General features: G+C 50.3%; 19 protein-coding genes. 5 read left to right on the top strand and 14 right to left on the bottom strand.

All coding sequences use genetic code 11. The features are described 5' to 3' along the window. Positions 1-443: 443 nt before the first annotated feature. Positions 444-1,562: an IS4 family transposase gene (locus ACEPPP_RS19830; protein ID WP_374090992.1), complete on the top strand. Its 1,119-nt coding sequence runs from the start codon at positions 444-446 to the stop codon at positions 1,560-1,562. A 300-nt stretch (positions 1,563-1,862) separates the two neighbouring features. On the opposite strand, the gene ACEPPP_RS19825 is transcribed toward ACEPPP_RS19830, so the two are convergent. The 7 genes from ACEPPP_RS19825 to traJ are packed head-to-tail and all read right to left on the bottom strand — an operon-like array spanning position 1,863 to position 16,816. Next, a complete protein-coding gene (locus ACEPPP_RS19825; RefSeq protein WP_374090991.1) occupies positions 1,863-9,443 on the bottom strand; it encodes a strawberry notch-like NTP hydrolase domain-containing protein in 7,581 nt (2,526 codons plus the stop codon). Positions 9,444-9,449: 6 nt separating this feature from the next. Next, positions 9,450-9,683: a conjugal transfer protein TraD gene (locus tag ACEPPP_RS19820; RefSeq protein WP_374090990.1), complete on the bottom strand. Its 234-nt coding sequence runs from the start codon at positions 9,681-9,683 to the stop codon at positions 9,450-9,452. Positions 9,684-9,694: 11 nt separating this feature from the next. Next, positions 9,695-11,761 carry a DNA topoisomerase 3 gene (locus tag ACEPPP_RS19815; RefSeq protein ID WP_374090989.1) on the bottom strand — a complete coding sequence of 689 codons (2,067 nt, stop codon included), beginning with the start codon at positions 11,759-11,761 and terminating at the stop codon, positions 9,695-9,697. Positions 11,762-11,774: 13 nt separating this feature from the next. Continuing rightward, complete coding sequence (gene traF / locus ACEPPP_RS19810; protein WP_374091034.1) at positions 11,775-12,299, bottom strand: conjugative transfer signal peptidase TraF; 525 nt, start codon at positions 12,297-12,299, stop codon at positions 11,775-11,777. Between the two features lie 5 nt (positions 12,300-12,304). Continuing rightward, positions 12,305-14,203, bottom strand: coding sequence for a type IV secretory system conjugative DNA transfer family protein (locus tag ACEPPP_RS19805; RefSeq protein ID WP_374090988.1), 1,899 nt, complete (start codon positions 14,201-14,203; stop codon positions 12,305-12,307). After that, positions 14,200-16,413 (bottom strand): TraI/MobA(P) family conjugative relaxase, encoded by a 2,214-nt coding sequence (gene traI / locus ACEPPP_RS19800; RefSeq protein WP_374090987.1) that lies wholly within the window; start codon positions 16,411-16,413, stop codon positions 14,200-14,202. The genes ACEPPP_RS19805 and traI overlap by 4 nt, the downstream gene beginning before the upstream one ends. 34 nt (positions 16,414-16,447) lie before the next feature. Beyond that, entirely contained in the window at positions 16,448-16,816 is a 369-nt protein-coding gene (traJ, locus tag ACEPPP_RS19795; RefSeq protein WP_374090986.1) for a conjugal transfer transcriptional regulator TraJ, read from the bottom strand. Between the two features lie 333 nt (positions 16,817-17,149). On the opposite strand from traJ, the gene ACEPPP_RS19790 reads away from it, so the two are divergent. The 4 genes from ACEPPP_RS19790 to ACEPPP_RS19775 all read left to right on the top strand — a co-directional run bounded on the left by ACEPPP_RS19790 (position 17,150) and on the right by ACEPPP_RS19775 (position 20,568). Next, positions 17,150-17,548, top strand: a complete 399-nt coding sequence (locus tag ACEPPP_RS19790; protein ID WP_374090985.1) for a TraK family protein — start codon at positions 17,150-17,152, stop codon at positions 17,546-17,548. Then, positions 17,548-18,273 carry an ArsA-related P-loop ATPase gene (locus tag ACEPPP_RS19785; RefSeq protein ID WP_374090984.1) on the top strand — a complete coding sequence of 242 codons (726 nt, stop codon included), beginning with the start codon at positions 17,548-17,550 and terminating at the stop codon, positions 18,271-18,273. Before ACEPPP_RS19790 ends, ACEPPP_RS19785 begins: the two co-directional genes overlap by 1 nt. After that, on the top strand, positions 18,273-18,710 hold the full coding sequence (locus ACEPPP_RS19780) for a conjugal transfer protein TraM (protein ID WP_374090983.1): 438 nt from the start codon (positions 18,273-18,275) through the stop codon (positions 18,708-18,710). Before ACEPPP_RS19785 ends, ACEPPP_RS19780 begins: the two co-directional genes overlap by 1 nt. 553 nt (positions 18,711-19,263) lie before the next feature. Next, a complete protein-coding gene (locus ACEPPP_RS19775) occupies positions 19,264-20,568 on the top strand; it encodes a hypothetical protein (protein ID WP_374090982.1) in 1,305 nt (434 codons plus the stop codon). Between the two features lie 342 nt (positions 20,569-20,910). Here the strand turns inward: ACEPPP_RS19775 and kfrB are convergent, their stop codons facing one another. The 7 genes from kfrB to ACEPPP_RS19740 form a co-directional block, all read right to left on the bottom strand. Further along, positions 20,911-21,258 carry an IncP plasmid survival protein KfrB gene (kfrB, locus tag ACEPPP_RS19770; RefSeq protein ID WP_374090981.1) on the bottom strand — a complete coding sequence of 116 codons (348 nt, stop codon included), beginning with the start codon at positions 21,256-21,258 and terminating at the stop codon, positions 20,911-20,913. Between the two features lie 131 nt (positions 21,259-21,389). Beyond that, positions 21,390-22,622 carry a DNA-binding protein gene (locus ACEPPP_RS19765; RefSeq protein ID WP_374090980.1) on the bottom strand — a complete coding sequence of 411 codons (1,233 nt, stop codon included), beginning with the start codon at positions 22,620-22,622 and terminating at the stop codon, positions 21,390-21,392. After that, the gene (locus ACEPPP_RS19760) at positions 22,600-23,610 is read right to left on the bottom strand and encodes a transcriptional repressor gene korB (protein ID WP_374090979.1); all 1,011 of its coding nucleotides are present in this window, start codon (positions 23,608-23,610) and stop codon (positions 22,600-22,602) included. Before ACEPPP_RS19760 ends, ACEPPP_RS19765 begins: the two co-directional genes overlap by 23 nt. Continuing rightward, the gene (locus ACEPPP_RS19755; protein WP_374090978.1) at positions 23,607-24,371 is read right to left on the bottom strand and encodes a ParA family protein; all 765 of its coding nucleotides are present in this window, start codon (positions 24,369-24,371) and stop codon (positions 23,607-23,609) included. The genes ACEPPP_RS19760 and ACEPPP_RS19755 overlap by 4 nt, the downstream gene beginning before the upstream one ends. Continuing rightward, positions 24,368-24,673, bottom strand: a complete 306-nt coding sequence (locus ACEPPP_RS19750) for a transcriptional regulator KorA (RefSeq protein ID WP_374090977.1) — start codon at positions 24,671-24,673, stop codon at positions 24,368-24,370. Before ACEPPP_RS19750 ends, ACEPPP_RS19755 begins: the two co-directional genes overlap by 4 nt. 118 nt (positions 24,674-24,791) lie before the next feature. Further along, a complete protein-coding gene (gene kleE / locus ACEPPP_RS19745) occupies positions 24,792-25,106 on the bottom strand; it encodes a KleE stable inheritance protein (RefSeq protein WP_374090976.1) in 315 nt (104 codons plus the stop codon). A gap of 669 nt (positions 25,107-25,775) precedes the next feature. Continuing rightward, positions 25,776-26,777 carry a replication initiator protein A gene (locus ACEPPP_RS19740; protein WP_374091033.1) on the bottom strand — a complete coding sequence of 334 codons (1,002 nt, stop codon included), beginning with the start codon at positions 26,775-26,777 and terminating at the stop codon, positions 25,776-25,778. Between the last annotated feature and the right edge of the window lie 160 nt (positions 26,778-26,937).

Raw genomic sequence — 26,937 nt, 5'->3', positions numbered from 1 at the left:
CTCATTTTTACGCGGCTTGTGATGATATTGGGGATTCTAAACCCAAACCAGTTTGTTTAAACTCACCCTATGTGGCGTTTTGCAGCTATGTGCACCGCCGACCTGGTTCGATAAAACGTTCATTTTTTCGAACGTCGGCGGTACGGTCATTTTCCATCGAAATCGGCCTATTTTCAGTGCAGAATACTGGTTTTAAAAATCAACGTTCGATTTACTTATTTTTGATGAGTATGTCGGAACGTTCAGAAAACGACTTACCGGTACTCTTCAAGCCAGTGAGTATAGGCAGTTCTACCGCCAATTCGCCGAGCAAGTCGTTTAATGTCATCGATCTCTGTACACGACAAAAAACTTAAGTCATTGATTTACATAAAGGGCAAATAAGGGGCTTGAAAGTCCATCGCTAATCGGTTTCACTCTCTTGCGACCAAACAGGAGGTGAAATGGAATTGAGCGATGGACTGAGAGTGATTCTAAAAGGACATTTAGATTGGGGCAAGTGCCGGTTGGATTGTTTTGTTGGAATGTTATTGGCCTTAGTGCAGATGAAACGCATGAACCTGACGCAACTGGCCTTGGCATTTGCCAGTCAGGCGGCCTTGAAATCACGCTACCGGCGGTTGCAGCGATTTTTTCAGGAGGTTGTCTTTGATTATGATGCGATTGCGCGTCTGATTGTACAGATGTTTGATTTTCTTGAGAAATCTTACTACCTCACGGTGGATCGAACGAACTGGAAATGGGGTGACAAGAATCTCAATATTCTGACACTGGGCATCGTCTACAAAGGCGCGGCGATTCCAGTGTATTGGCTGGTATTGAATAAACAGGGCAACTCCAACCAGCGCGAGCGCATCGCCTTGTTGCAAAGATTTATCGCTCGCTTTGGTCGGCAGGGTATTTTGGGCGTCCTGGGCGACAGGGAGTTTATTGGCGATCGATGGTGGCAATGGTTAAGCGATCAGGACATTCCTTATCTGATCCGGATGAAGGAAAACCAGTTGCTGACGGCTCGCCCCGGTCAGGAACGTCCTGTCCGCTCGCTGTTCGCCGACCTGGAAGTAGGGAAAAGCCGTTCGCTAAGAAAAAAGCGCCGCATCGGTCAACAGTGGGTATGGCTCAGCGGCATGAAGCTGGACAACGGTGAACTGTTGATCCTGGCGGGTAACCAACGTTTTCCGCAGCCGCTGGAAGTCTATGGTTTGCGTTGGGAAATCGAGAATCTGTTCCAATGCCTGAAAGGCCGGGGCTTTCATCTGGAAGAGATGCGCCTGACCCGCTATTTTCGGATCAAAAAGGTGATGGCATTATTGGCCATTGCCTTTTGTTGGGCGCATAAGACGGGGGAATGGAAGCATCAGGTTAGGCCCTTAAAAACGAAAAAGCATGGACGACCGGAGCAGAGTTTGTTTCGCTATGGGTTGGATTATCTGACAGACAGCCTTTTGCATGGCCTCCAAAAAATTGAGGATAGGGTCAGGCTGTGGGTGTTGTTTTTATGCCCGCCCGACATGATCGTGGTTGACGGACAGAATCCCGAAATAATAGCTCTCCAAACATGAGTGAGAGCCTGTGGATAACTTTTTTGTCGTGTACAGAGATCGGGCTGTTCTCAATTAATCTGGGCGCATTCTCACTTAATCAGATTCCTGATGCCCGGATATTCTCAGCTAATGTGGTCCCGAAAACCGGATGTAATCGGTTCCTGGGATTTATGTTATCGGGCCACTACAACTAGCGTCCGCAACGGTTCGGCAACAGACGATCGACGATTCCAACTCATAGAATAAACGATAGCCATACACGGCACTTATATTTTTGAGTAACGATCATCCCCACGTTCGTGGGGATGATTCATTTTCTTACCTCAGCCGGGAAGCTCTTTGAGGTCGATGCTCGGTCTGGTGCTCTTGGCCGAGTTTTTGTAATTTCTCTTGTAACCGATCCTCATTAAGCAGCATCTTGCTTACAACGGTTCCTACCTGGCGTTTGACACCAGCCTTGCCCAATTCGCTTTTTCCAGCCAAATCGTTGAAATCAGTAAATGCCTTGGGATTGCCCCCAAGCTCACCAGGAGCAAAGATCGGGAATATCGCCTTACCACCTACGGCTTTGGCGGCTTCTTCGGCCTTCACACGGCCAGGATTGATACCCTGGGTTGCTTCGAGGTGTCTGTCGTCGTCGCCAGCGATGATGACGGGCTTATCAGGGAATTGCTCATGCAATGCGCGAGCAACGTGCGGCAAGTTACCAGAGTCAAACGCCGCGACGGTGCCCTGGCCAAGCGCCTCGGACAAGCTGGCCGCCGTGGCGTAGCCCTCGGCAATGATCAGGACAGGCGCAGCCGCAACTGCAACCATGCCACCGACAGGATGAAAACACCCTTCTTTCTTACTATCCTTGGCAAACCGCTTCGTTCCGTCCTCCTGAATGTACTGCATTGTCCACTGTTTGCCCTCCACATCAAAAGCTGGGATGTAGGTCTTCCGTCCTTGCTTGTCAGTCAAAGCACCGGTATGCGCCTGGATGCCCTTATCTTGTAGGTACGGGGTAGGCTGGGTAATGGGCACCAGACTTTCCAGTTGTCGGCTGACACGTTGCGCGGTGGCCTCATGTAGGCGATCTTGCTCGGCTGCACGTTCTGCTAGCTTGGTTGCGGCTTCGGCTTGCAACTTGGCTTTTTCCTGTGGATCGAGAGCATAGCCTTTCGATTTCCACTTTATATCGATGCCGGTACGATTGTTTTTGATATACCCGGCAGGATGGCCATCCAGGTAGCCGACATAGAAACCTGCCTCCTCGCCCTTTTTATCGCCTTCGACGCCGATCCGATGCTTTTTGCCGTCCATGATTGGGTGATTGCCCGTCACAGTGCAACCCAAAGACTTCAATGCCTCGGCAAATTCTTCTTCTGGCGTTATCGCCGGGCCTTGCTGGTCTGGAATGTTATCAGGATTCCAACGTTCGAGTTTTGACATGTCGGCATCGGGGCCGGCATACCAAGACTTCGCCGCCTTATCCCATAAAGCACCGGCTGACTTGGCTGCGCTTCGCTCGCCATAAGGCACGGCCAAATAGATGCGAACCTGATTATTCCTTTGACCTTTATCTAAAACCAGGGATTCCGCTTCACCAGCCGCACCAGTTGGCTGCATCCATTTGAAAAAAAGTGAGGACTCTACGCCAGGGGGAATGTACCAAGATTTTTGCTGCCTATCCCAACTTCCTCCAAGCTGCTTTACTTCGTTTTTCTCCTTAAAAGGCACATTGATGTAAGTCAATTGCGCAACCTCATTTCTTTTAGCGGCTAAAATATCTCCGTCAGAAACGTTTGCCAGCATGTCCGCCTCCTGAGTTTGTGGATTCTCTCGGGTCTGCTTTTCGTCCGTCATGTTTATCTCCTGCGCTTGCAGCTGGATGGGATATTCCGCCAACAGATCGGGGTACTCGGCCAACACGACCGCTGGCGGAAGAGAGGGCCCGCCACCAGGAACGGTAGCATCGAGCGAATTCAGATAAAGTGCATTATTGACGGCTGCTCGATGCACGTCAGCAATAGCTGAATCAGAGCTTTCGGCGTCTGAAAAAGCCGAATAGTCGCCAAGTGTCACATTCCACTTTCGGCCATGATTTTCTAGCCGTTCAATAGTAATCTGAGTAGAAAACTCAGCTAACGTCATCTCATGTGGCTGTCTTGGATCGATCATTTGCTTCTGATCCTGCACCTGCTCGAACGCCAACACATAGCCATGAATCTTTTCAGCATCAGCCGCCGCACGAAATATCTCTAATGGATCTTCCTTAAGCGCCTTGATCCACGATCCGACATAAGCCGCATGTTGACCTGGATCATGGCCAATACCAAGCTCGTCACCCAAGATCATACTGGCAATTTCGGCTCGCAATTCTTCCTTGGCGTACCCTTCGCTTCCAAATGGGTGTGCAAGATCGCGATCAAGCCGCGACTGGTGTCCGGTCCAGTGGCCTAGCTCATGCAATGCGGTTGCATAATAGCTATCTGCGCTAGGAAACTGGCCCTTATCAGGCAAATGGATGCTATCCGTAGCGGGTCGATAAAACGCTCTGCCGCCGCCGTTATGATGAATACTGGCACCTGAAGCCGATAAAATGCGTTCGGCCCGCTCAACTGGGGCCCAGGTCAGTTCTTTTTTCTCGATTGGCAGTAAGCCGTCAATCTGTTCACCATTAAACACAGTTGCGAAAAAAACACGGGGACGTTCCAATCGAACGACCACCTTAACCGGATTTCCATCGCTATCTAACACCGGATTCCCGTTATCGTCTTTTTTGGTATGTTCTTCAGTGAATTTCCAGTATTGAATCCCGGTTCCTTTCTCGCCTTTCCGGACTTGGCCCCCCGCCTCAGAAGCTTGCTTATATGTCATCCAGCGTTGATCGTCACGATCTTGCGACATCAAATGCAACGCATTGATCCCTTTGTATCGATTACCCGTCGTCGGGTTGTACGGTAAGAAAGAGCCTGATTCGCCGGCATCCCACGGTCGTTGCCACGGCGCTGTGCCCGCTTCGAGCTGTCTGATTAGATTCTCGGCAACTATCTCATGAAACGGTATCTTATTCTGATCCATTGGAACAACCTCCTGATGGTCATTTCGATTATGGTGTAAGTTTTCGCTTATTGATTGTGAGTTATTGCTTACACTATCAATCGATTCGCTCATAGCGGGTTCTGGAATTGGGCTTGTTATGACTGAATCTGACACGGCTTGTTGAGAGATACCATAGTCCTGTTCTTCCTCATTTCCATTAACGTCCATGTTGACGTTTCTCGCGATCAAATCGACTACCGGCTTCGATGCTGTAATGCGCTCGAACACAGAGAGACCATTTACGCCCGTGGGGATAAAGACTCTATCGGCCCAATTTATCCGCTCCGAAAATGCCCCTTGCTCTTTCAAAACACGCTTTTCCGCATCAGTCAGATGCCCACGTCCCTTTATCTCGATGCGGTCTTCGTGATTAACCTTAGCCGTGGAGATTTCCCATCCATTTGAAAGAATGGCCTTGCTGCCTTTATTAACGGCCTCAAACAAATCGCTGGCCGACATATTGGCAATGCCGGAATTAAGACCAAGATTCTTGAGTGTTTGCTGCGCGGCTTTCTGCCCCAACATACGGCCTAGCAGTTGCTCGCCATCATCAGTCTGTAAGCGTTTGATGGTTTCCGATCCTTCGACACGATCCCATATCGGCAGGATCACGCCGACTATCATCCGCTCGGTCTTGGTCTCAGTCTTCGGCGCATTCGCGACTTGCTCTTTCCAAAGCTTCTCGGCCTCAGCTTCATCAATAGACCTGGTAAGTGTAACTTTCTGGAAACTACCCACGCCATTAGTCACAATGGTTCTATAGTCATAGCCGCGATGAATAACATCGGCATTATCGATGTATTTATGTCCCTGTTTTCTGATCGTATGCAGGACACCACGACGCACCGATTTGCCTTCTGAGTCGATTCTTTCGCCAATGTCGGCAAGGAAAAAGGCCTCGCCTTTATTTTTTCCAAACTCAGAAACAAACCAACCGCTCAAATCATCGGCGTTGCGCCGGAATCCAGCCAGATTCTTAGCGTCTTCCCATGAGGTGTATTTAATCTCGTTGGTGACGGCCAGCTCAACATATCGAGTTAACGCCCCTGTGTTCTTATCCTCATAAACAATATCATCGCGTGTTTTCTGGATGCTCAAGGCGGTCATAGTCTGCAAACCGACGTCATATAAACCGCGCTGCTTAGCGTATTCAACGGCCTCTACGAGTCGTCTTTCAAACTCGCCAAAAACAGCATTCTGCATATCTGTTTTCAGGGACAGCAATCGATTTAAAAACTGTGGTATTGCTGGAATTTTGCTTTCGCTCAATGAGGCATTTTCATCAAGCAGACTCAGCCCCATTTGCTTTGTAACATCGTGAAATGACAGGTCGGTTTTACCTCGATAAAGATCGCCAAAGAAATTCTTCAGGGCAGTAGCGGCATATTCGCTTTCGAGATTATCGGATGCCGTAAACATGCCTTGACTGGTCGCCTCTCGCTGGCCGCGTGTCAAGGCACCCAACTGATCCAGTCTGCGAGCAATGGAGGATACAAACCTCTTTTGTGCCTTCAGGTTGGTCGTAGGCAGCACATAATGCGGTTCTTGCGCTTGGTTTGTCCTGTGTGTACGACCAAAGCCCTGTACCGCGGAGTCTGCCCTCCATCCCGGCTGCAAAATATAGTGAATCCGTTTGCGCTGATTTTCGGCTGTATTATCGGCATGAAAGCTGTAACCCGTTCCGCCGGCTCCAGAAAAAATCAATATGTCCTTTTTATTTGCCTGGAACGCCTCGGCATCGGATCTTGAGGAATTCTTACCCCGCTTCTCTTCAACTACTTTCAGATTGCCCTCTTCGTCACGGGTCTGAACAAAGCGGCGACTACGGCCAGTAACCTCGGACACACGATCGGAACCAAAGGCATTGATGATCGAATCGAGCGGATTTTCCGGCACCCTGATTTGTTGCAGCGTTTCAAGCAATGCATCGCGCAAGGCAATAGCTTCACGATCGAATACTGGATTCCCTTCCGAGTCCTTGACGGGTAGATAAACGGTGTTGCCGTTCTCATCTTTAGACTCTTCATAGGCGGCAACGGGAAAACCGTTGCGAACGTAGTCCATCAGCAATTGCCGAGGGGTAAAATCAAGGTCTTCAAGAGCTGCGTCATTGGCCGTTGCATCGGCAATGATACGTTCCTGGGCCGCCTCATTGGTATTGACCAACTGAATGACAGCAACATGGCCGACATCAAGCTGTGCTCGAATATCGTCAATCACGCGAGGCGTTTGCATCGCGGTGATGATTTGATTGAAAAAACGCTGATGTGCGCCCCAGAATTGCGACATTGCCGCACTTTTCCCATTGCCATTCTTGCCGGCTTGGGTTATTTCCAGTGCCTGTTCAACGTTATTTAGGACGACCTGCCAAGCTCCGGCCAGCTCGTTGTAAATATCTTCTTGCAGGTCTGATAGGGTATGCTCCAGACGTTCGTAGCTGACCCCGTCGTAGGACAGTGACCGAGCGAGATACATGCCCATCGCTTTCATATCCCGGCTAATCAATTCCATTGATGCTATACCGCCTTTTGATACACCGGTTATGAAAGAATTTGTATCGGCGAATGGCGTTCCCTCGCCCCATAATCCCAACCGATCTGCATAACTCAAATTGCTAATCTCAGTAGCGCCGGTGGCCGACACATAGGTGATACGCGCATTGGGCAACTCTCTTTGTAGATTTATACCGGCTATCGCTTGTTGCGAAGGTTTTTTAACCCCTCGTTTGCCCTTGACTGCAATGGCATTCCCCATGCTATGCGCTTCATCAAACGCGATCACGCCATCAAAATCTTTTCCCAACCAGTCAATGATCTGTTGAGCGCGTGTTTTGCCGCCTTGTTGCCCAAGGTCATTAGCCTGTTTTTTCTCGCCGCCTCGCAATGTTGAATAGGTTGTAAACAGAATGCCATCTTCTTGGCTAATCTCATTACCGGCCTTGGTTTTACCCTGGAAGAAAATCTTGTTGGGATTGCCGCCTACTCCCGTAAAATCCCTTCGAGCGTCTTCAATCAACCCTTCGTTGAACGAAACCCAGACCGCCTTAGATCGGCCCTGCATCATGTTATCCAAAATGATGCCGGATATTTCCCGGCCTTTGCCTACGCCAGTACCGTCACCAATAAAAAATCCCTTTCTTGATCCGTTTGGCAGTAGTTCAGAGTGCGCTTGGCCGGCATAAACTACAGCCTCAAGTTGAGCAATGGAAAGCAATCCTATATCGATCAATCCTTTCGGCAATATGGGCGAGTAAGACGGGGCGGGTGGCTCGACTGCCGACATCGCCGCAGATTGGACCAATTTGCCTGGATGCGGCTTTGCACCTTGAATAGTAAGACGTTGCGGCGTGTAATTGGCGAATACAGAATCGGTGAACTCTGAAACTTCTCCGCTTTTAACCTCTACTGTAATCCCTGTGGCATTGTCGCCCTCAGTGATGCCACTATTTCTTCCAGGATCATCGCTGCCGCTTCCTCCAGTGTTTCCGCGTCCGTCAGATCCACTTTGAACTCGACTCCCGGCTCCGATTCCGTCATCAACGACATTGCCAGCTGCGGATTCGCCGCCAACTTGGCTATCAGTAATAATGGCTCCTGTATCGGTCCGGTCTCCAATAGATTTGACTCCAATGCCGTCCGTATCAACAACAGGCTCGCTAATTCGGTTTCCGGATTGAATGGGATCTTGTACTGAGCCAGTATTTTCAATGCCTGCTGGTTCAGCGGTTCTTGATTCAATTCTTTGACGTTCATTTCTGATACTCTCCAATAGGATAGGCAAATCGGCAACCGACTCGACTTCGCCGGTCAAAACTGGCTGTGTAGTTGGGCCAGTTTTATCGATTACCAAAATTTGATTGTCGAACGTAGTGCCGTATTTCGCATACTCTTTGCCGGATATGCCAATATTTGCACGAACGTTGTATTTCTTCTTTATGTCTGCCCACCACTTGCTAAAGGAGGGTCGATCAGCAGCCATACCGTTTCCAACAATAGCCACCAAACGGCCACGATTCTCTAATCGTTTCAGCGCCTGTTCGATGTGCCTGGCTCCGTTTGAAGTATCCCGTTGGCCCTGTACACGCCCAGCCGTTGATGAAAATGGAGGGTTCATAACAATCACAGAAGGCTTTATTTCGCTCGGCAATACGTTATCCAGCTGCTCGGCATTCTCTTTGAAGAGTCTTGCCAGAGGAAACACTGAGGCCAATAATGACTGCCGACGCGGCGATAATTCATTTAGCACGATCGTGGCCCCGGCAATTCTTGACCAGATTGCCAGATCGCCAGTACCGGCAGATGGCTCGACCATCACATCTTCATGATTGACATTGGCTACCCAATTGGCGACAAACGACAATGCAGGGGGTGTGCTGAATTGCTGAAATTCATCCATTTCCTCATCCCGCCGCGTTTGCGTAGGAAGCTTCTGAATACGGTTGGTTAGTTCATGCGTTTTGTTTTTTGCCCATACCGCATCTTGATCAGTCCAATCGGCATCCTCAGTATTGCCAAGATGGATGTTAAAGGCCGCTTCCATCGCATCGTAGGCGTCCTTCGTAGAGTAGACGCCTTCCGCCTGCGTGCCGCCAAAGGCGCGATTTGCTTCATCAGTCAAGAACTTCGTTGTGATTTCTCCATCCTTGTCCAGCTTTTGAGCTAAATTTAGCGCGAGAACATAGCGGGATTTATCAAACGATACCGTTAATGAGTCCGTCTCTTTTTGTTGAATAACCTGGGATATTGCCGCATCCCTGGAAACAAGCCAATCATCAAATAAATCCCATTGATCCGGGTTAGATAGCTTCGCCATATTCGACTACCCAAGGTCTATCAGGTCAGCGCTACTCTCTAACGCATCCTGTTCGCTAATAGCGTCCTCTTCAAAAGCTCCGGCTTTATCGGCTTCTTCTGGATCAAACTCAGCCTCAAAGCCTGGCGTCGTTTCTGCGTCACTCAGTTTTTCAATGAGCGCGGATGAATCAGAGTCCACTCCATCAATAGAGATGGATGCATCTTCATTCAAATCATCATTACCTGTACTATTCGCCATGGTTTCACCTCTCATTCACTTTTAATTTCAATGTTGTTACGGGCCTTGCTATAGTCCGGATGCCCTTTTAGGTCGGGATAAGTTTGATTGCAGGCAGGGAATTTGCTGCATCCCCACCAATAATGCCCTTTCTTCTTGCTTGGCCGCCGCGAAAGGCCGCTCCCGCAAGCCATGCACTTATTCAGCGAGGATACCGGCACAGCTTCTTTAGCTCCGGCGATGGTTACAGCTCCGGCGTTGGCTTTCGTCACCTGGTCACGGATGAAAGCCTCTTGCCTGGCGATAAAGGCGTCCAGCTCGGCAGTGCCTTGCTCTATCCCCTTCAACATGCGCTCATACAAGGCAGTCAATACTGGGCTTTTCACAACCTCTGGCAGTGCGTCGATGACGCTGCGGCCCAAGGTCGTGCTCACGATCTGCTTGCCCTTGAGTTCAAGGAACTCACGACGCTTCAGCTCAGAAAGAATGGACGCGCGGGTTGCTGACGTGCCGATGCCGTCGCCATCGCGCAGCATCTTCTTGTGCTCTGGGTCTGATACGAATTTATGAATGTTCTCCATTGCGCGGATCAGCGTGCCCTCGGTGAAGCGTGCCGGCGGCTTTGTCTTGGAATCCTTACGAGTGGCCTGTATGCAGGTCACATCGTCGCCATTCTTCATAACTGGTAAATATTGGCTGCCGCCCTCTTCTAACTCTTTGCCGTTCTCGTCATCAGTTTCCTGAAACACATCCCTCCAGCCGTTACGGGTGACGACCTTTCCGCTTGCACTGAAAGATTCGCCCTCGACTTCCGCGCCCACGGTGGTTTGCATGTACTCATGCACCGGGTAGAACTGCGCGAGATAGGCCCGAACGATAAGCTCATAGATATTCCTCTCTTTGTCATTGAGGCCCGCTTTACTGCCTTTGTGCATCGTCGGTATGATCCCGTGATGCGCGGTAATCTTGGAGTCGTCCCAAGTCCTGGATTTGATGCGCGGATTGGCGCCGTCCACGGTGCCGGCCAGCTCTGGGTTAACGTGCTTAATCGCTTCCAAGACGTGAGGCGCGTCGGCGTGCTGCGACTCTGGCAGATAAGCGCAATCGGTGCGAGGGTAAGATGTCATCTTGTGGGTTTCATAAAGTGCCTGACAGGCATTCAGAACATCCTCTGCGCTATACCCAAACTTGTTTGATGCCACCAAGGTAATATCGGAAAGCGCGAAGACCAACGGTTGATTCTGCTTCTTGGCTTCCTGCTTGTACTCGGCAATGGTGCCTGACTTACCAGCCACCTTGCCCACGATAGAGTTGGCGATGGTCGTATCGACCAAACGGCCATCGGGGTCGAAACCGGCTTGATCCTCCTTGGCTTTCCAGACTGCGGTAAAGAAACCGCCGGCGTGCTGAATCTCGGCCCGGATAGTGTGATAGGGCAACGGTTTAAATACCTCTATTTCCCGATCCCTGGCAACAACCAGTGCCAGCGTAGGGGTCTGTACGCGGCCCACGGTTAAGAGAGCGCGGGAGCCTCCGCGCTGCGCCCGAAGTGTATAGGCGCGACTGAGGTTCATGCCGATCAGCCAGTCGGCGCGCTGGCGTGCCCTGGCAGCATCAGCCCAACCCGCATAGCTGTGGTTTTCCTTGAGTGCGGCCAATCCACGTTGCACCGAAACGGAGTCTTGAGCCGACACCCAAAAGCGGCGCACTGGCTTACTGTTGTGGAAGTGGTCCAACACTTCATCAACCAGCAATTGACCTTCGCGGTCGGGGTCGCCTGCATTGACGACTTCAACCGATTCCTTGAGTAACTTGCCGATGACAGCGAGCTGTTTCTTTGCATCATCCTTGGGCTTGAGAATCCATATTGCCGGGATGATGGGCAGTTCTTCAACTCGCCAAATCTTTTTGCCACTTTTGCCGCGTGGCACGGCATCATCCGTGTACTCGTCAGGTTCCGCTTGTTCGAGCATATGCCCGAAACACCAGGAAACGGTATCATTCCCACACTCGATATAGCCGTCGCCTTTTCCAGTGATGCCCAGCTCGCCGGCGATAGCCTTTGCTACAGATGGCTTTTCAGCTATGAACAATCTCATTGTGATTTTCTCCCTACCAGGTAATGACCGGACGAATCACAGTCTTTATTTGCGAACGATTGACCGGCCCAAAGTAGCGGCCATCAAAGGATGTATTGCTCACATCGGACATAAGCAACAATTCGGCATTGCCAAGCGAGTAATGATCGACCTTATACAATGGCATCGGTCGGCCGGCACTATCGACCTTGCGTGGTGCACTGAATGGCAGCAATTCACCGTTCACGCGCACGCCGTCATCGGCAATCGAAACATCGTCATTTTTAGCGGCTAAAATTCGCTTCATCATGTAGCCGTAGCCACCTGGACAAAAGCCAGCCCCAATATAGCCTCGCTCTTGGGCCTCATCGAAAACGTCGACATGAGGCGGGCAGAACATGACATAAGCACCCTTTTCTACTGGGCCTCTGCTAGTCCAGTACAAGCCGACTGGGATGCTCTTAGTGGTATTAATACGAGCACCTGCGGCCCCAAGTACACCGAAAGAAAAGACAGAAATAGCAACGCTAAAGGCAATGTTTTTTAAAAAAGGATTCATTCTTGTCATATCTCAATCCCCTTACCTTCGTCCTTGGTAATGGTCTTATCGCTGAACTTTGGCGCTGCGATTGCGGCCCGAGCTTGGAAAATAGGGTCTTTGAAATAAAGCGGCTGTTTGCCATAGATAGCAGGATAGCCAGACACATAGATAACCATGTCGCCGGGCTGCTCTATTTCGCCTTCTGCGTTTTTCCTCGGCCCCGGCATTCGCAAACATTCATCTGGCGTAAGCAAAGGTCTTTGGACTTCTTGGATCGTTCGTGACACCTGCCCCATCATGGCCGCCGTGCGTCTGCCGCTGGTTGTGATCTGTTCTTTGATCACAGTGGTTTGCCCTGTCAACCTTGAAAGATGTTCGGCCGTCTCAACGCGGTTGGGTGGATAGGCGTTTTGAACATGGCAGTTCGAGGTAATTGCCTCGTCATGCCCATACCCAGTTTCTCGGCTCTTGAGTTGGTTAATGTCCTGGCAGATCAGGTAGCACTTAATGCCGTAACCGGCAACGAAAGCCAGCGACTCTTGCAGGATCTCAAGACGGCCAAGGCTGGGGAACTCGTCCAGCATCATCAAAAGCCGATGCTTGTAGTGGGCAACCGGACGGCCTTTTTCGAAATCCATTTTATCGGCCAGTAGTCGCACGATCATGTTCACCATGATGCGCACCAATGGGCGCAAGCGCGCCTTGTCGTTCGGTTGGGTGACTATGTATAGGCTTACCGGATCGTCGTGGTTCATCAGATCTCTGATGCGGAACTCGGATTTGTTGACGTTCCTGGCAACAACAGGGTCGCGGTACAGAGATAAGTAAGACTTAGCCGTGGACAGGACGGATCCGGCCTCTTCTTCAGGCCGGTCCATCATGTCGCGAGCCGCTGATCCTATGGCCAGGTGATTCTGACCGTCTTGATGCCCGTAGGTCGCCATTTCCATCCAGAGCTCGGCAATGTCGCGATTCGGATCGGCCAACATGGCATCGACTGATGGTAAGGTGGCCGGTGTACCTTCATGTTTAGCCTTGAAGAGCGCATGCAGAATTACACCAACCAGCAGGGCGAAAGCAGTTTTCTGCCAATGAGAATCAAGGCCCTTGCCATCCGGATCAACAATCAACGTAACCAGGTTCTGAACATCGCCAACCTCATATTCAGTGCCCATCCGTATTTCATCCAGAGGATTCCAGCATAGGCCACCATTTATTGACGCCGGCTCGAAGCGCATCACCTTGTTCCGGGCGTGCTTCTTTCTCCAGCCGGCTGTCAACGCCCACAACTCGCCTTTCAGATCAGTGACAACCGCGCTGGCTGGCCATGATAACAAGGTCGGAACAACCAAGCCGACACCTTTGCCGGAACGGGTCGGCGCATAGGTCAAGACATGTTCTGGCCCGTTATGGCGCAGATAATAAAATTTACCATCTTTGTCCTCCCAGCCGCCGACATAAACGCCGGCCGAGGTTGGCGAGTCTTTACCCGTCACCATTTCAAGAAAAGTTCGTGGACGTGGCAGAAGGCCAGCCGCCTGAACATCTTCTTCCTCGGCCCATCGAGCCGAACCGTGCAAGAACGCATTAGCCGTAGACGAGTTCGAGGAAATAACTTTCGCTATCGCTACCCCCATGAGCCCTACAGTTGAAACCATCATACCGATACTTCCAGCCCGCATAACTTCATCTGGATACTTGCTGTACCACGCTGATCCCCACTGCAAAATCGACCAAGGCGCATAAATATGGTTTATGTGATGACCAAGCACTTCCTGATATTTAAATTGGTGTGCGAAAAATTGCGTGGCCGATTGCAGTCCCGCACTAAGAGAAAGCACACCCAACGCGGGTAGCAGTTTTTTACCTTTCTTTTTGCCCCGTACTTGAGGGCCGACAGCATTATTGTGTTTAGGACTCATTGACTCCTTCCTTTTGATGTTTTAATCGAACCTGCCGCGGTGATCGTAACAGGATCGCCTACCGCAACGCGCTTTAACCGTCTAGCCGTTGCCTGATCGATAGGTAGCACCACAACTTCATCACCATATTTAAGCAACGCCAAAACATGCCCATCGACATTCCGGGTGCCTCCATAATAAACATCTCCATTTTGTCCATTATATAGTGAATGTTTCTGTATATCGAATTTTTTAAGCCTCATTTTTTCTCTTTCGCCAATATATTTATTAGCGGCAGTGATTTGATCTGGCTTTACTCTTGATCCAAAAACACTCCGTCGCAGTGTGTTATCTGGTTGGGTTCCTTGCTGCTCCATGTGACCAGGAACATCACTCGGCAATAGCACTTCACTTCCACTGGCGATGCGAACCACACCGAGGCTGGACAGTGTTCGCAAGCGGTTCTGGCTTTGGGGCGGCGGCTTTCGTCCAGGGCGTCCAATGTCGGGCTTCTTGTTGAATTCGGCGGAACCGTTATATGCCCTGGCTGTTCGACTGTAGTCTGACTCAGGTCGGGCACCGCTAGATCGGGTAACGTGCTGGTCGGCAACGGCTCTTGATCCAGCGCCGCCAATGCCGCGTCTATCAGTTCGTCCTCGGTCGAACTGTAATTCTGTTCGTTCATACGCATTCTCCTTGGTCAAAAGTTCCTGCCGCCGACGCTCTAGACCCGGATCGGCAAATGTGATCGGTAAATTAATATCCACAGCGGCACGCACGATCTGCGCCTTGAACTCGGCGGTGCCGTTGACGGTGATCCTCTCGCCGTACTTCTCCATTGCAAACCGGAGGGCGGCTTGCAGGCCTTCGCGGGAAGCCTCGCGCGAGACTTGCAGCTTGTCGCCATCATCACGGACAGCCGATAGGCCAACCCGGAAGATGATCGTGCCTTTCTTGGTAATATTGTCCAGTACAGGCGCATGACCTGGCTTGGCCTGACCATCGGCCCGGAACGTGTTGCCCTTGAGGCCCTGTGAGGACTCGCGGGCTCGCAGGGCGGCCAGCGCCTCGCTGTCGCCCTTGACCGCCTCTATCCTGAGCCAGTCGGCCCACGTTTTGCGCTGGAAGCCCTTGTAAAGCTGTTCGCGTTCTTTTGAGTAGTCCTGATGGATCGAGTCCATAGTTGCCCGTAACGCGGTGCTGGCTTGAGAATACAGCACCCGCTTGTCGATGCCCTTGCCGTCAACGATCTTGATGGCCGCCCGGCGCAAGCGATTTGAACGCTTAGCGCCCTCAATGGCCCGATCCTTTCGGCGCTTCGCCCTCGCCAGAGCCTCGGCCCGTGCAGCGGTGAGGCTCTTCAGTTCTTCCGTGTACCTGGCGTAAAGCTCAACGGTGTTGATACGCATGCGTACCGGGTCTTTCTGATATGTGCGCCGAGTCATGGTTTGCGTTTGTCGTTCAGGCGAAGCCTCGAACGAGCCAAGCCGGGCTTCCAGCTTAGGCTTGGAAAGTTCTCTGGATATGGTGCTTGCCTTAACCACTGTGCCGTCGCCGGCCGCGATGACAAAGCCGTTAGCGCGCTCGCGCAGCTCAAGGCCATTCTCGCGGACGATCTGATGAAACTCCGTCCAGGTTTGCGCATCTTTGAGATCGTCCAGGCATTCCCGCTTGATCCAACTGACAAGGCTTTCAATGCCGGAGTGCTGTTCCATGTCGCCGGCACGACTCTCGGATAACCGACGCCTGGGTTCGTGGTTAACCTGCTGTAGTCCGTACTCCTGTTCCAACTTCATGCAAAGTTCTCCAAGCGTTCGATAGGCCTGAAAAGGCTCATGTATGGTGTGCCGCGTTGGATGAATTTTATTAATCGCAATATGGATGTGCAGATGGTCGGTGTCGTGATGCACTGCACTAACCCGCTGATGATCGGCGTACCCAAGGCCGGCGCAAACACGATCTTCGATAGACTCCAATACTTCGACCTTCGGGATCTCGCCCAACGGGAAACCAATCAGCAAGTGATAGGTCTTGTCGCTCTGGGCACGAGTATTGATGTGCTGCGTTGCCAGCACTTCATCTATCGCGGCTTGCACCGTTCCAGCCTCGCAGTTAGTAACCCTAACCTGCCCTAGACGTTCGGTTTTTTCCTGCTCATCGGTGATGTAATCCACCAAGCTCGCGAAGTCGCTCTTTCCAAGTGACCGCATAGGGACGTGCTTTGCAATCAAGCCGCCAACCTAGGCATTTTAGCCGCTAAAAAAATCATGGGTCAGCCCTTGGGCGAACAACGGACTTCATGATCTGACTCAGTTCATTTTGCGAAGACTCAATTCTGTGCAGCAATGCCCGAATAGTAGACTGGCCAAACTTAGCAGTGCGTACATCATTTGTCAGCCATAGTTTCAGAAGACCACCAAGACGGCCAAGGTCGCCATTAATGCGTGCCATTTCACGCACCTGTTCGAAGTCCACAATGCCTGTGATTCTGTAGCCTTGTCCAACCGCCAATAGAAAAGCTGACAAACTCATGCCAGCCGCCCTGGCGTTTGCTTCGATCAGATCGCGTTCATCAGGAAGACAGTACACCTTGATTGGTGGGCTGCCTTTCCGGGTTTTCTTCTTATCTCCCATCGTCTCCTCTCTTCTAAAGCCGGCGGAGCCGGTCAGCCTCGCAGAGCAAGATGCCCGTTGAGTGCCTTAGCGCGAATAAGGGACAGTGAAGTAGGACCATACAGCTTGCTGGTGGGCCTACTTCACCCATCTTGCCCGCCTGACGGCGGTGTTAACTCCAAGGAAATTATACACCACAATTTCTGTATATCGTAAATAAAACATCGTATATATCGAATTTGTGCTTATAATAGCCACAATACACGCAATCACAGGAATATCCTTTTATATTCCTTGCGGTTTACACAGACTTTCCAAGAGTGATGCAACAAAAAACGAAACCACAGGAAAGCAATGAAAAGTTACACCGATGAACTAGCTGAATGGGTCGATAAGCGAGCAAAAAAGAAACGCAGACAGGATACAGCCGCGGTCGCGTTCTTGGCTGTACGTCCAAACGTGAAGGAGGCGATCGATGCAGGATACGCCCTGTCAACGATCTGGGAGCACATGCACGAAACAGGGAAGCTCAAGTGCAGCTACGAGACGTTCCGTAAGCACGTTCGTCGACACATGAAACCAACAACGCAGGCCGATCCGAAAACAACGCCAAAAGCAGGCGCACAGACCTCTACAGGGAAAGAAAGCAAGGATGATCAAAAGACCAAAACTACAAAAGTGGGACAGAAAAAGGACTATCCATTAAACGGATTCACATTTAACGCAACACCCAAGAAAGAGGAGTTATTCTAATGTCAAAAATTCATATGGTTTTACAAGGCAAGGGCGGCGTTGGCAAGTCGATGATTGCGGCCGCCATTGCGCAACATAAAATGAGCAAAGGCCAATCGCCTTTGTGCATCGATACCGATCCGGTAAACGCGACATTTGAAGGGTATAAAGCACTGAAAGTGCGCCGCCTGAACATCATGGACGGCGACGAAATCAACACTCGGAACTTCGATGTTCTGGTCGAGTTGATTGCAACAGCAGAAAACGATGTCATTATCGACAACGGAGCAAGCTCATTCGTGCCGTTATCGCATTACCTGATCAGCAACCAAGTACCTGCATTACTCCAGGACATGGGTCATACTCTGGTCGTTCATACAGTCATCACTGGCGGGCAGGCCTTACTGGACACAGTGAGCGGTTTTGCGCAGCTCGCTAGCCAGTTTCCGACCGAATGCTTGTTTGTGGTTTGGCTGAATCCCTATTGGGGAGCCATCGAGCACGATGGCAAAGGGTTTGAGCAAATGAAAGCCTATACAGCAAACAAAGGGCGTGTCTCGGCTATCATCAAGATTCCCACACTCAAAGAAGAGACTTACGGCCGGGACTTTGCGGAAATGCTTCAAGAGCGCATGACATTCGACGAAGCTTTGGCAATGGAATCGCTCACGATCATGACTAGGCAGCGGCTCAAGATCGTTCGAACCCAATTGTACGGCCAAATGGAAAATACGGCGGTGCTGTAATGGCTAACGATAAGATCGAGGCAATTATCAAGGAAATAGCAGCAAAGCATGGCATCGCAGTGGGCCGCGACGATCCGATCTTGATCCTGCAAACAATTAATGAAAAATTGATGCGGGACAGTGCAGTTGCCCAGCAAGCAATTCTAAATACGTTCAAGGAAGAACTGGAAGACATCGCACACCGCTGGGGGGATGATGCCAAAAACAAGGCTGAAAGGACGCTCAATGCGGCTCTGTTGGCGAGTCGTGAAGAAATGATGAAGGTGATGCAGGAAGGAGCAAAAGTAGCGGCTGAAACCGTGCGGCGCGAAGTGGAAGCGGGAATATCAATGATCGCCGCACCGATCCGCGAGTCGAAGCGTGTAGCCTTTATGAACCTGGCGGCCTCCATCATGACCGTCTTCGCCGCAGGCCTGGCTCTGTGGGCCTCGTTATGAAAAGCGGCTGCATCTGATCAAAAAAGCCCGGCGCGACCGGGCTTTTTAATTTGAAACATTAGTTTAGATTGAGCCTGGCATTGATAGTCTCTGTTCGGCCAATTTCTGCCACAGAGCGCTTATTTACCAATGGCAGTAAACTGGCTCATTGCGGCCAATGATTTGATTTGGTTAAAAAATCCTGATAATACCGATGTCACTTTTTGAAAAATCGCGGCGCTGCTGAGCCGGAATATTGCGCTGAAAAAGCTGCGACTCGAACGCCTGACTCAGAGACGCGGGAACGGGCAAGATGGCAACCTCCAAAAGCGTTTTTTAGCGCAATGTTGATGATATACGGAAGAAAAAATTCTTTGCAGTTCACAAATTTATTGTAGCCACACAAGTTTCGTGGTAGATAGACGGTTAACAGCCTAATAACTTGTTGGGCAGTGGTAACGAGGATTAGTAAGAGGCAGACCGAGTTTTTGTACGAGCCCCTCCAAATTCTCAATAAAAACAAAACTTGGGATCGCTGTTCAAGTGCCAAGTCTTTTGGATCAAGAGGTATAACATGACTGTTCGACAGGCAGTGGTCGTTATTCACGGGATCGGTGAGCAACGGCCACTCGATACACTTCGGGGTTTCGTCAAGGCGCTGGCGGGGGAGAAGCAGTTCCGCAACAAGCCGGATGCTATGAGCCGACTGTTTGAGTTGCGCAGATTGCAGGTGCCTGGGGACCGCCACACTCCGCTGACCGATTTTTATGAATACTATTGGGCCTATCGCATGCGGGATACCCGCGTCAATATGGTGTGGCGCTGGCTTCGTTCCCTTTTGCTTCGAAAGCCTAGACGCATCCCAAGACCGTTGCTGCCTATTTATGTCCTGAGTTGGTTGTTGGTGATCATCGCTGGTCTTACCGTTGCAATGGGCGGACTCCAAGCGCCGACGCCGGGACCCTTGGCCGCCTTGGTCGGCTCACTGTTCGTCGGCTACGCAACCGCGTTTCTGTACACTTATGTAGGGGATGCAGCACGCTACCTGGACCCCCATCCCGATAATATCGAGCAGCGCAACAAGATAAGGGAAGAGGGCATTGCGCTGCTGCATTCCTTACACGAATCGAAAAAATACAGTCGCATCATTGTCGTCGGTCACAGTCTCGGTTCCGTCATTGGCTACGACCTGATACGCCTTTACTGGTCCTCGGTGAAGCCGCCGGCACCGGAAACGCCCAGTCAGATAGATACCCTACGGGGCTTTTCGGAGGCCTGCGACGGGATATTCCACGACGAGACCATCTCAGAAGGAGAAAAAGTCGAGCGTTACCATCAGCTCCAGTTCAGGCTGTGGCAAGAGCTGCGTGAAAAGGACATGTGGCCCTGGTTGATCACCGACTTTATAACTATGGGCTCACCGTTGACCCACGCGCGGCTGTTACTGGCACGCAGCGATGAGGATTTCGACGCCCGGAAGGCCGACGGCGAACTGGTCACTTGCCCGCCCGATCTCAGGCCGGCCAGCACCTGGTATAGCCGCCAATACAAGACGGCCCTGGGACTGCGGAACGCGGATACACCAACCCACATGGTACCGTTTGCCTGTACTCGCTGGACGAATCTGTTTTTCCCCTACCGCTGGGTAATACTCGGTGACATGATCGGTGGACCGTTGGGCGGCAATTTCGGCTCCGGAATTCGCGATATACCCGTGGCACTGAAAGGTCTTGCCGGCACACTGGCATCCCATGTTTGCTATTGGATCGATCCCAACCGCAAGGGTCCGCCATCTGGAGGCAAACACCCCACCCAGGCGTTAAAGACGGCGCTGAGGCTAGATTGTCTACACAGAGGAGTTAGGCTCCCACCGCCGTAAAGTTCAGTGATGTGAGGGTTCAGGTCTGCGTCTGACCCTTTCAAGAAAATCCCAACAACGAACATGCACCGGATTACACCGGTGATGTTCATCGTTGAACGGCAGTTCATTGAACCCCAGCCGACATTGACTGCGAAGTTTTGAATGTCGCTTGTGGGTCGAACTCGAACATTCGAGGTAAGATTCCGTCGATACTTCTTTTGGAAGCTGTCAGATCAAGTTCAGATTTTTACAATTTAATAAAAAAAAGCCCGATGCGACCGGGCTTTTTTTCAAAGATGACACAACATGTCGGAATCAACAAAATCAATTTTGTGACGCATCAATTTTAGCGGCTAAAAATTATCGAGAGCGCCCTCTACTCAGTTTTACCGCCTCAGCCGAAACGACTGCTTTACCTTGCTCGTTGTAACTAATGCTTTTCGCGCTTCCGATAATAGGCACTGTATCGAAATCTTGGCGCGAATGCATGACAAATTTTTTATCTATTTGTTGGTACACATTGTTGTTGTCCGTATGGACGACAACACCGTCATACCGCTTTGACTTATCCGCTTTATCAGCCGTATAAATGTTGTATATCCCAGGCTTCAGAGCACCGGCTTTGTCTACCTTTTGGTTCGCCCACGCTCCTTCTATCTCCTCCTGAACAATGCGCTGCCCGTTCATAACCAATAGGCGCTGTTTCATAAGCACTTCCAGTAGGTTAATTGTAAAATCATTGCTCCTCCAGCATAGCAATAAAAAAGCCAGCCCTGACTTAAAGACTGGCTTTGTGCACACTCTATTTTAGAGGAATACTTATAAAATATCAGGTATGTTTACGAGCGTCCTTTGACTTGCCTCATCATCTCCTCCAGAGCTTGAATCCGCCCTCGAAGAGTAGCCGCTTCCTCGCGAGCTTCCCTAGCCTCCTTGTTGGCTTCTTCCATATTGTTATTAGCCTTGGTCATACGCTCGGCCATCCGATGAGCCTCTGTTGCTGCTTGTTTGCGCTGCTCTTGATGCACCTGTTCGGCGGCATCCGCTTTGGCCTTCACGGCAGCAAGTTCGGTGCGTATTTGGTCGCGTTCGGTAGCGGCCTCTTGAGCGGCATTCTTTTGCTCTTTCAACTCTGCGCGCATGCCCTCGACCTGCCGAGCAGCCTCACTACTTGCCGCCTCGGCTTTGGCCTTCGCAGTCGCCAGCTCGGCCTTGATTTGGTCCCGCTCAGCAGCTACAGCCTGGCTGATTTTTTTTTGTTCAGCTAGCTCAGCGCGGATCTGATCGACTTCTTGCCGTTGCCGGGTGCGCTCGGCGTCTATCCCAGCATTCAGTCGATTTAACTCGGCAATGTGTTCGTCTGCGGCTGTCTTCGAGGATTGCACGATGACCGCTAGGCGCTCGCGTGCTTGAGCCAGCTCGATAGACAAATCTTGATTTGTATTTCGTTGCTTTGACAGCAGATTTTCTAACTCATCAACCCTACTCTTTGCTTCATCCAGCGAGTTTTCGAGATCGTCAACAGTTTGTGAGGCATCAGCCAACTCGCGTTCGGCCTGTTCGCGCTGCTCGCCGGCCGTTCGAATGACCTCGGCAACCCGGCGTTCCGCCGCCTTTACCGCCTTATCGTTCAGCTCCACTGCCAAGTTAGCCAGGCGATCCGTAAGCGCCTTTGTTACGGCAGCCATCTCATCAGCCACCTCAACTGGCAATTCTGCGACCGGCTCGGCCTTAGTCACAGCCTGGCTGCTAATATACTCGTCCCACACCTGCTTAAGCCGTGACGGATTACCCCCTCCCACTTTCTGCCGCAAGGCAAAGCCGGTGATATTGCGACCTGTCGCTTGTAGCTCTTGACCGGCCTGGATGATTGTTTCGGGAGTAAACTCGGCGGGACGCATAACATATCTCCTGATATATTTAATTGACGCCTTTATTATATCAAATAACAAACAAATTAACAAACAAACTAACAAATAAATGGCAAAAAAAACCCCGCTCAAGGCGGGGTCAGAATAAGCTAATTTGGTAGTTGTTAAATCGAGGCAATCATCCTTCCAGCAACGCGACAAGCTGCACGGTTGTTAGCTCGGCCTCGAACTCATGTCCGTCATCCTCATACTTCAACCAAGCCCATCCATCGGCTGGTGGGCGTCGAGTTAGGATCAGACGAGCCAGACGGCCATCATGATTGACGTGAATAATGGCTTTCTTGAGTTTTTCAGGATCATCTAACTTCACTATTTTCTTGGCGTCCGAACTTTTCTGGCCTTGCTCGCTCTCGCCTGTCTCGGCATCGGTCTTTCTAGGCAGTGTATCCACCGTATTAGAATCATTAACTTCGCCGGCATCATGCATGCGCTTGTCTTCTAAGAATTCGTGCAGCATCTTAACTGATCCCCGCGTCAGCTCTTGGCTATCGTCGGCTAACCATAAGCGCACTTCCTCCGGGTTTTTCTTGTAATCCTTCACCAGTTCATTGATGACTGTTACATCATTAGCCCGTCCGGTGTTGAATGCTATGGCAATTGGGTCCGGCAGGTCGAGTAACACCACATGCTGAGTCACAAATGCCGGGGATTTTCCGATCTCCCGGGCGATCTCGCTTTTCTTCTTTCCCTTAGCCAATTCTCGGCCAATAAAGTCTGCAATTTCGCGTGCAGTCAGCTCGTTGCGTTGCAGATTCTCGATGACCTGGTCGGCTTCGGAATAGTCGTTATCGATGAATGCAGGGATGCTGTCCTTCCCAGCGATCCGCGATGCACGATATCGCCGCGCTCCGTGATTGATGATGTAGCGGCCTTCTATCTTAGGGTGCTCGCGAACAGAAATTGGAGATTTGACCCCGCGATCCTCGATGGTTTCGGCTAGTTCCGCCAGGCTTTCCTTGGAAAACCCTGGATTATCAGCGTGACGCGGTTGATTTGGATCTTCGTCAATCAGGTCCAGGGACAATTGCAATGGACCGTTCGTTTTACCGTCCATTACCGGCTGGTTCAGAAGGTCTGATAAGTCGCCAAGGCTGTCTAGGCCAAGTCCTGACATTATTGGTCTAATCATTGGTAAATCTCCATTTTCATAATTATGTGGGCAGCCAGAGCGCGGACTTCCTGTGTGGCTTTCCTTGCGGCTGTTTTTTTAATCCTCCAAACTGGCATACCTGATGCCAGCGCATCAGCAATACTGCTGCGCAACCCAACTCCTGTCGGTATCATCAGTTGAGGGTAAGCACGTTCCAATTCCTCAAGGTGCCGGCCATGCCTAGGATTTCGGGAGTCCACCTTACTCGGGATCATGCCAAGGAATTGTAATTTGGGATTCACTTTTCGAATGTTCGCTATGGTTGTTACCATTTTCTTGATGCCTTGAATACTGTAGGCCTCCAGTTCAATGGGTGATATCACATAGTCAGCCGCCAATAGCGCTGCGGCCATGCTGACGCCAAGAGACGGTGCCGTATCAATTAAGCACACATCAAAACCTTGTGAACTGAGGTTAGCGATAGCGGCCCGAAAGTTAGTTCCCGCTTCGTTTAGTGCCATTTTTTCCATATTTGCCAATCCTGCATCGGATTCAATAAGAGCAATTACGGGCATGTTGTCTTTGGTTTTATTTTCCAGTTCGAGTGATTCGACGCCGAACATGGAGCTGGCCTGGAGACCTGATTGGAAGGCTTGTAGAGTGTATGAGGCATTAGCCTGTGTATCCAGATCAATCACGGCTACCTTCAGCCCTCGCTCGAAAAAATCGAATGCTAGATGTACCAGCGTCGAGGTTTTACCAACCCCACCTTTTTGGTTGGCCGTGACGAGCGTTTTCATGATGCTTGTTCCTTTGTCTTTTTGGCGGCGTCTGCTGCCCACTTCTTGACTATGAATGCTTGATGTTCCGGTAGAACTGCTGTCACTCGTTCGAAACCGACTGGCAAGTTTGCTTCGTGCGCTGCCCATACTCTGTTGACCGCCTGCGATACCGCTCCTCTGCTTAATCCCAGCGCTACTGCATATTCGGCTTGTGGCCTTCCCTCTACCAGCACGCCCCACGCTATGTCTACAGTCTGTTGCCCAATATCCAGATCTTTGATTGCCTTCTGGAACTGGGCCTCGTTCATTCTTTTTTTCATAGAAAACACCCATATTTTCTCCACTCACCCTGATGTTGAAAAAAGGCGGTTACAGCCGCCTATGGAAAAGTTTAGCTATACAATATATAATTGTCAATCTCTTTAGCCGCTAAAATTTTTAAATTTCCTTTGGTTTGTAAATCGATACATAATATGTGATAGCTGCTAGCGTAGAAAAATGCAGTAGAAAGTTCCAGCCTACATAAACACCTGGGGTGTTCCAATGGTAAATCATTCGCAACATTTGAAGTAAAATGTCGAGAGACAGCACCCATTTAAAGATGGGCCAGGTAAGCACAGTTGTTATCCATATGAAATGAATAACACCATTGAAAACGGATTTTGCTATGACATTAAAGCGGTTGGTCGATCTGTCTTGAACAGAGCCTACAGATTGGGTTTTCCTATTTGGAAACTTGATAATGTTTGTCATAACTTGACTCTTTTCGTGGTAACGTATTCAATATTAGATACTTCTCCCACCCTGGGAAAGTACGGCTTCGGTGTTACAGCGCCAAGCTAAAAGCGCCCCGGAGTGATCCGGGGCAATCTCAACTCAATTGCCGTGGCCTTCTCGCCGTAATGATTGTTTTTAGCCGCTAAAATCCTTTCTTTGGCGTTAATTCCTCTTTCTAGATGTAATCAAGCTATTTGGATTGCACGGTTGACTTCTTGGCTGTAAACTTAGCTGTTAAATTTTCGATATATACTATACATATTTTTTCTCTAGTGTGTCTCTGAGCTTTTTACGTACATCTTTTTACAAAGATAGTGATTGTTTTATTGGCAATTTTTGCGGCATTTCTGCAGAGTTATACACAGATGGAAAGGTTTTAGAGTTTTAAATAAGTTTTATTATGTTTTAGACAAAAAAAACACTATATTCATCTTATAAAACAGCTACATATCGGAGTTGTCGGTTCCTAAAGTACGGCTTTCGGTTCTTAATGTACGATTTTTAGTTCTTAATGTACGGCTTCCAGTTCTTAATGTACGTCCAACCCACAAGCCAACGGTCTGTCCTTGCCTAAATAGCGGTTTAGCAAAACTTTTTATTCATTAGATGATTTAGCTTCACTAATTTGCTTGGGTGTCCCGTACATTAGGAACCTATTATTTCTTCTTCGGCAGTACCGATGGATGCACTTCGGTATTGCATTACCAGGACAGGACCGATTTGCCCTTTTTCTTCTGAAAGGGTGTATTCTGGCATGTCATTGGCCTCGATCAGCTTGCGTAGAGTAAAACTGAATTTCTTAAGAGTGCCGGAGCTGCCACTGCGCTCGTAGATTGTCTGGAAAGCCCATTTGGCGTGCGTTTTTCCGGCTGCACGTCGAGCCAGTCGATAAACAAAGCGACCAATGCCTGGATCGATCAGGAAGTAGTCGGGGTGGACTGTTAGCACTTCCGGGTTTTTTCCTTCCACGATCTCGCGGAACATCCATTCTGCAAGTTCGATTTCGATGTATTCAGGCTTCCCATTTTCGTTCGTGATGATTTTGTATCGGCTAATAAGAGCTTCACCTTCTGATATTGTCACGGTACGCCCGTTTTTAGCTTTCTTGGTGCGCTGCATGGCAACGTGAGTTGTGTTCAAACGGATGCACGTCGCAACTAGGTCGTCTTTTTGCTTCCCTCCATCTGCGCGTCGGCAGAATTTGAGTACGTCCCCGACATGTGGTCTGAACACTCGACCGGGTTTTTCGCCCTTGCCGTCCCGGTAGCGGTTCATTGCTTCTGTGAGGTGAGACACTGCCATCAGTACTAGGTCATAATCCCATACCGATGCCATGCCGGCAGGTCCGGACGAGACCTCGACATGACCATCTGGTAGATCGTATCGAATAACTTCTCCAGCTCTTTTTTCTTTCTTTGACAGGCGGAAAACTGCTACGTCCATGATGCTGCGACTATCCTTGGTTCCCACGTCATAGAGAGCAGGCATGAAAAGGTCTATCTGCTGGTCACTCTTTGGCGGTCGACGAATAGTCGAAGGCGCGGCGCCGGCTTTTTCCTGACGAAGACGTGCTGACGCTTCGTTGTAGCTTTCCCCTGGTCTGGCTTCAGCTTCGATGCGACGGCGTTGGTCTCGCACCCGGTCCATTCGACCGATTAGGTCGTTGGTTGTAATGCTGTCATTCTGATCTCGGCCGCTGGTACGTTTTGTCATGTTTTGGTTCCCTGCCGCGTGATTATTATAGTTTTTTGGTGTTTAATGGTACTTGTTGGTTTGGCTATCCGGGAAAGCTCAGTTGCTGGATTGT

The sequence above is a fragment of the Methylomicrobium lacus genome, assembly GCF_041897535.1.
GTDB lineage: Bacteria > Pseudomonadota > Gammaproteobacteria > Methylococcales > Methylomonadaceae > Methylomicrobium > Methylomicrobium lacus_A.
This window is presented reverse-complemented; position numbering and strand designations above follow the sequence as displayed.

What these genes read in the sequence shown, in the direction of transcription:
- ACEPPP_RS19830 (WP_374090992.1), top strand. Translation starts at nt 444, where the DNA reads ATGGAATTGAGCGATGGACTGAGAGTGATTCTAAAAGGACATTTAGAT.
- ACEPPP_RS19825 (WP_374090991.1), bottom strand. Translation starts at nt 9,443, where the DNA reads ATGGCGAAGCTATCTAACCCGGATCAATGGGATTTATTTGATGATTGG.
- ACEPPP_RS19820 (WP_374090990.1), bottom strand. Translation starts at nt 9,683, where the DNA reads ATGGCGAATAGTACAGGTAATGATGATTTGAATGAAGATGCATCCATC.
- ACEPPP_RS19815 (WP_374090989.1), bottom strand. Translation starts at nt 11,761, where the DNA reads ATGAGATTGTTCATAGCTGAAAAGCCATCTGTAGCAAAGGCTATCGCC.
- traF (WP_374091034.1), bottom strand. Translation starts at nt 12,299, where the DNA reads ATGAATCCTTTTTTAAAAAACATTGCCTTTAGCGTTGCTATTTCTGTC.
- ACEPPP_RS19805 (WP_374090988.1), bottom strand. Translation starts at nt 14,203, where the DNA reads ATGAGTCCTAAACACAATAATGCTGTCGGCCCTCAAGTACGGGGCAAA.
- traJ (WP_374090986.1), bottom strand. Translation starts at nt 16,816, where the DNA reads ATGGGAGATAAGAAGAAAACCCGGAAAGGCAGCCCACCAATCAAGGTG.
- ACEPPP_RS19790 (WP_374090985.1), top strand. Translation starts at nt 17,150, where the DNA reads ATGAAAAGTTACACCGATGAACTAGCTGAATGGGTCGATAAGCGAGCA.
- ACEPPP_RS19785 (WP_374090984.1), top strand. Translation starts at nt 17,548, where the DNA reads ATGTCAAAAATTCATATGGTTTTACAAGGCAAGGGCGGCGTTGGCAAG.
- ACEPPP_RS19780 (WP_374090983.1), top strand. Translation starts at nt 18,273, where the DNA reads ATGGCTAACGATAAGATCGAGGCAATTATCAAGGAAATAGCAGCAAAG.
- ACEPPP_RS19775 (WP_374090982.1), top strand. Translation starts at nt 19,264, where the DNA reads ATGACTGTTCGACAGGCAGTGGTCGTTATTCACGGGATCGGTGAGCAA.
- kfrB (WP_374090981.1), bottom strand. Translation starts at nt 21,258, where the DNA reads ATGAAACAGCGCCTATTGGTTATGAACGGGCAGCGCATTGTTCAGGAG.
- ACEPPP_RS19760 (WP_374090979.1), bottom strand. Translation starts at nt 23,610, where the DNA reads ATGATTAGACCAATAATGTCAGGACTTGGCCTAGACAGCCTTGGCGAC.
- ACEPPP_RS19755 (WP_374090978.1), bottom strand. Translation starts at nt 24,371, where the DNA reads ATGAAAACGCTCGTCACGGCCAACCAAAAAGGTGGGGTTGGTAAAACC.
- ACEPPP_RS19750 (WP_374090977.1), bottom strand. Translation starts at nt 24,673, where the DNA reads ATGAAAAAAAGAATGAACGAGGCCCAGTTCCAGAAGGCAATCAAAGAT.
- kleE (WP_374090976.1), bottom strand. Translation starts at nt 25,106, where the DNA reads ATGACAAACATTATCAAGTTTCCAAATAGGAAAACCCAATCTGTAGGC.
- ACEPPP_RS19740 (WP_374091033.1), bottom strand. Translation starts at nt 26,777, where the DNA reads ATGGACCGGGTGCGAGACCAACGCCGTCGCATCGAAGCTGAAGCCAGA.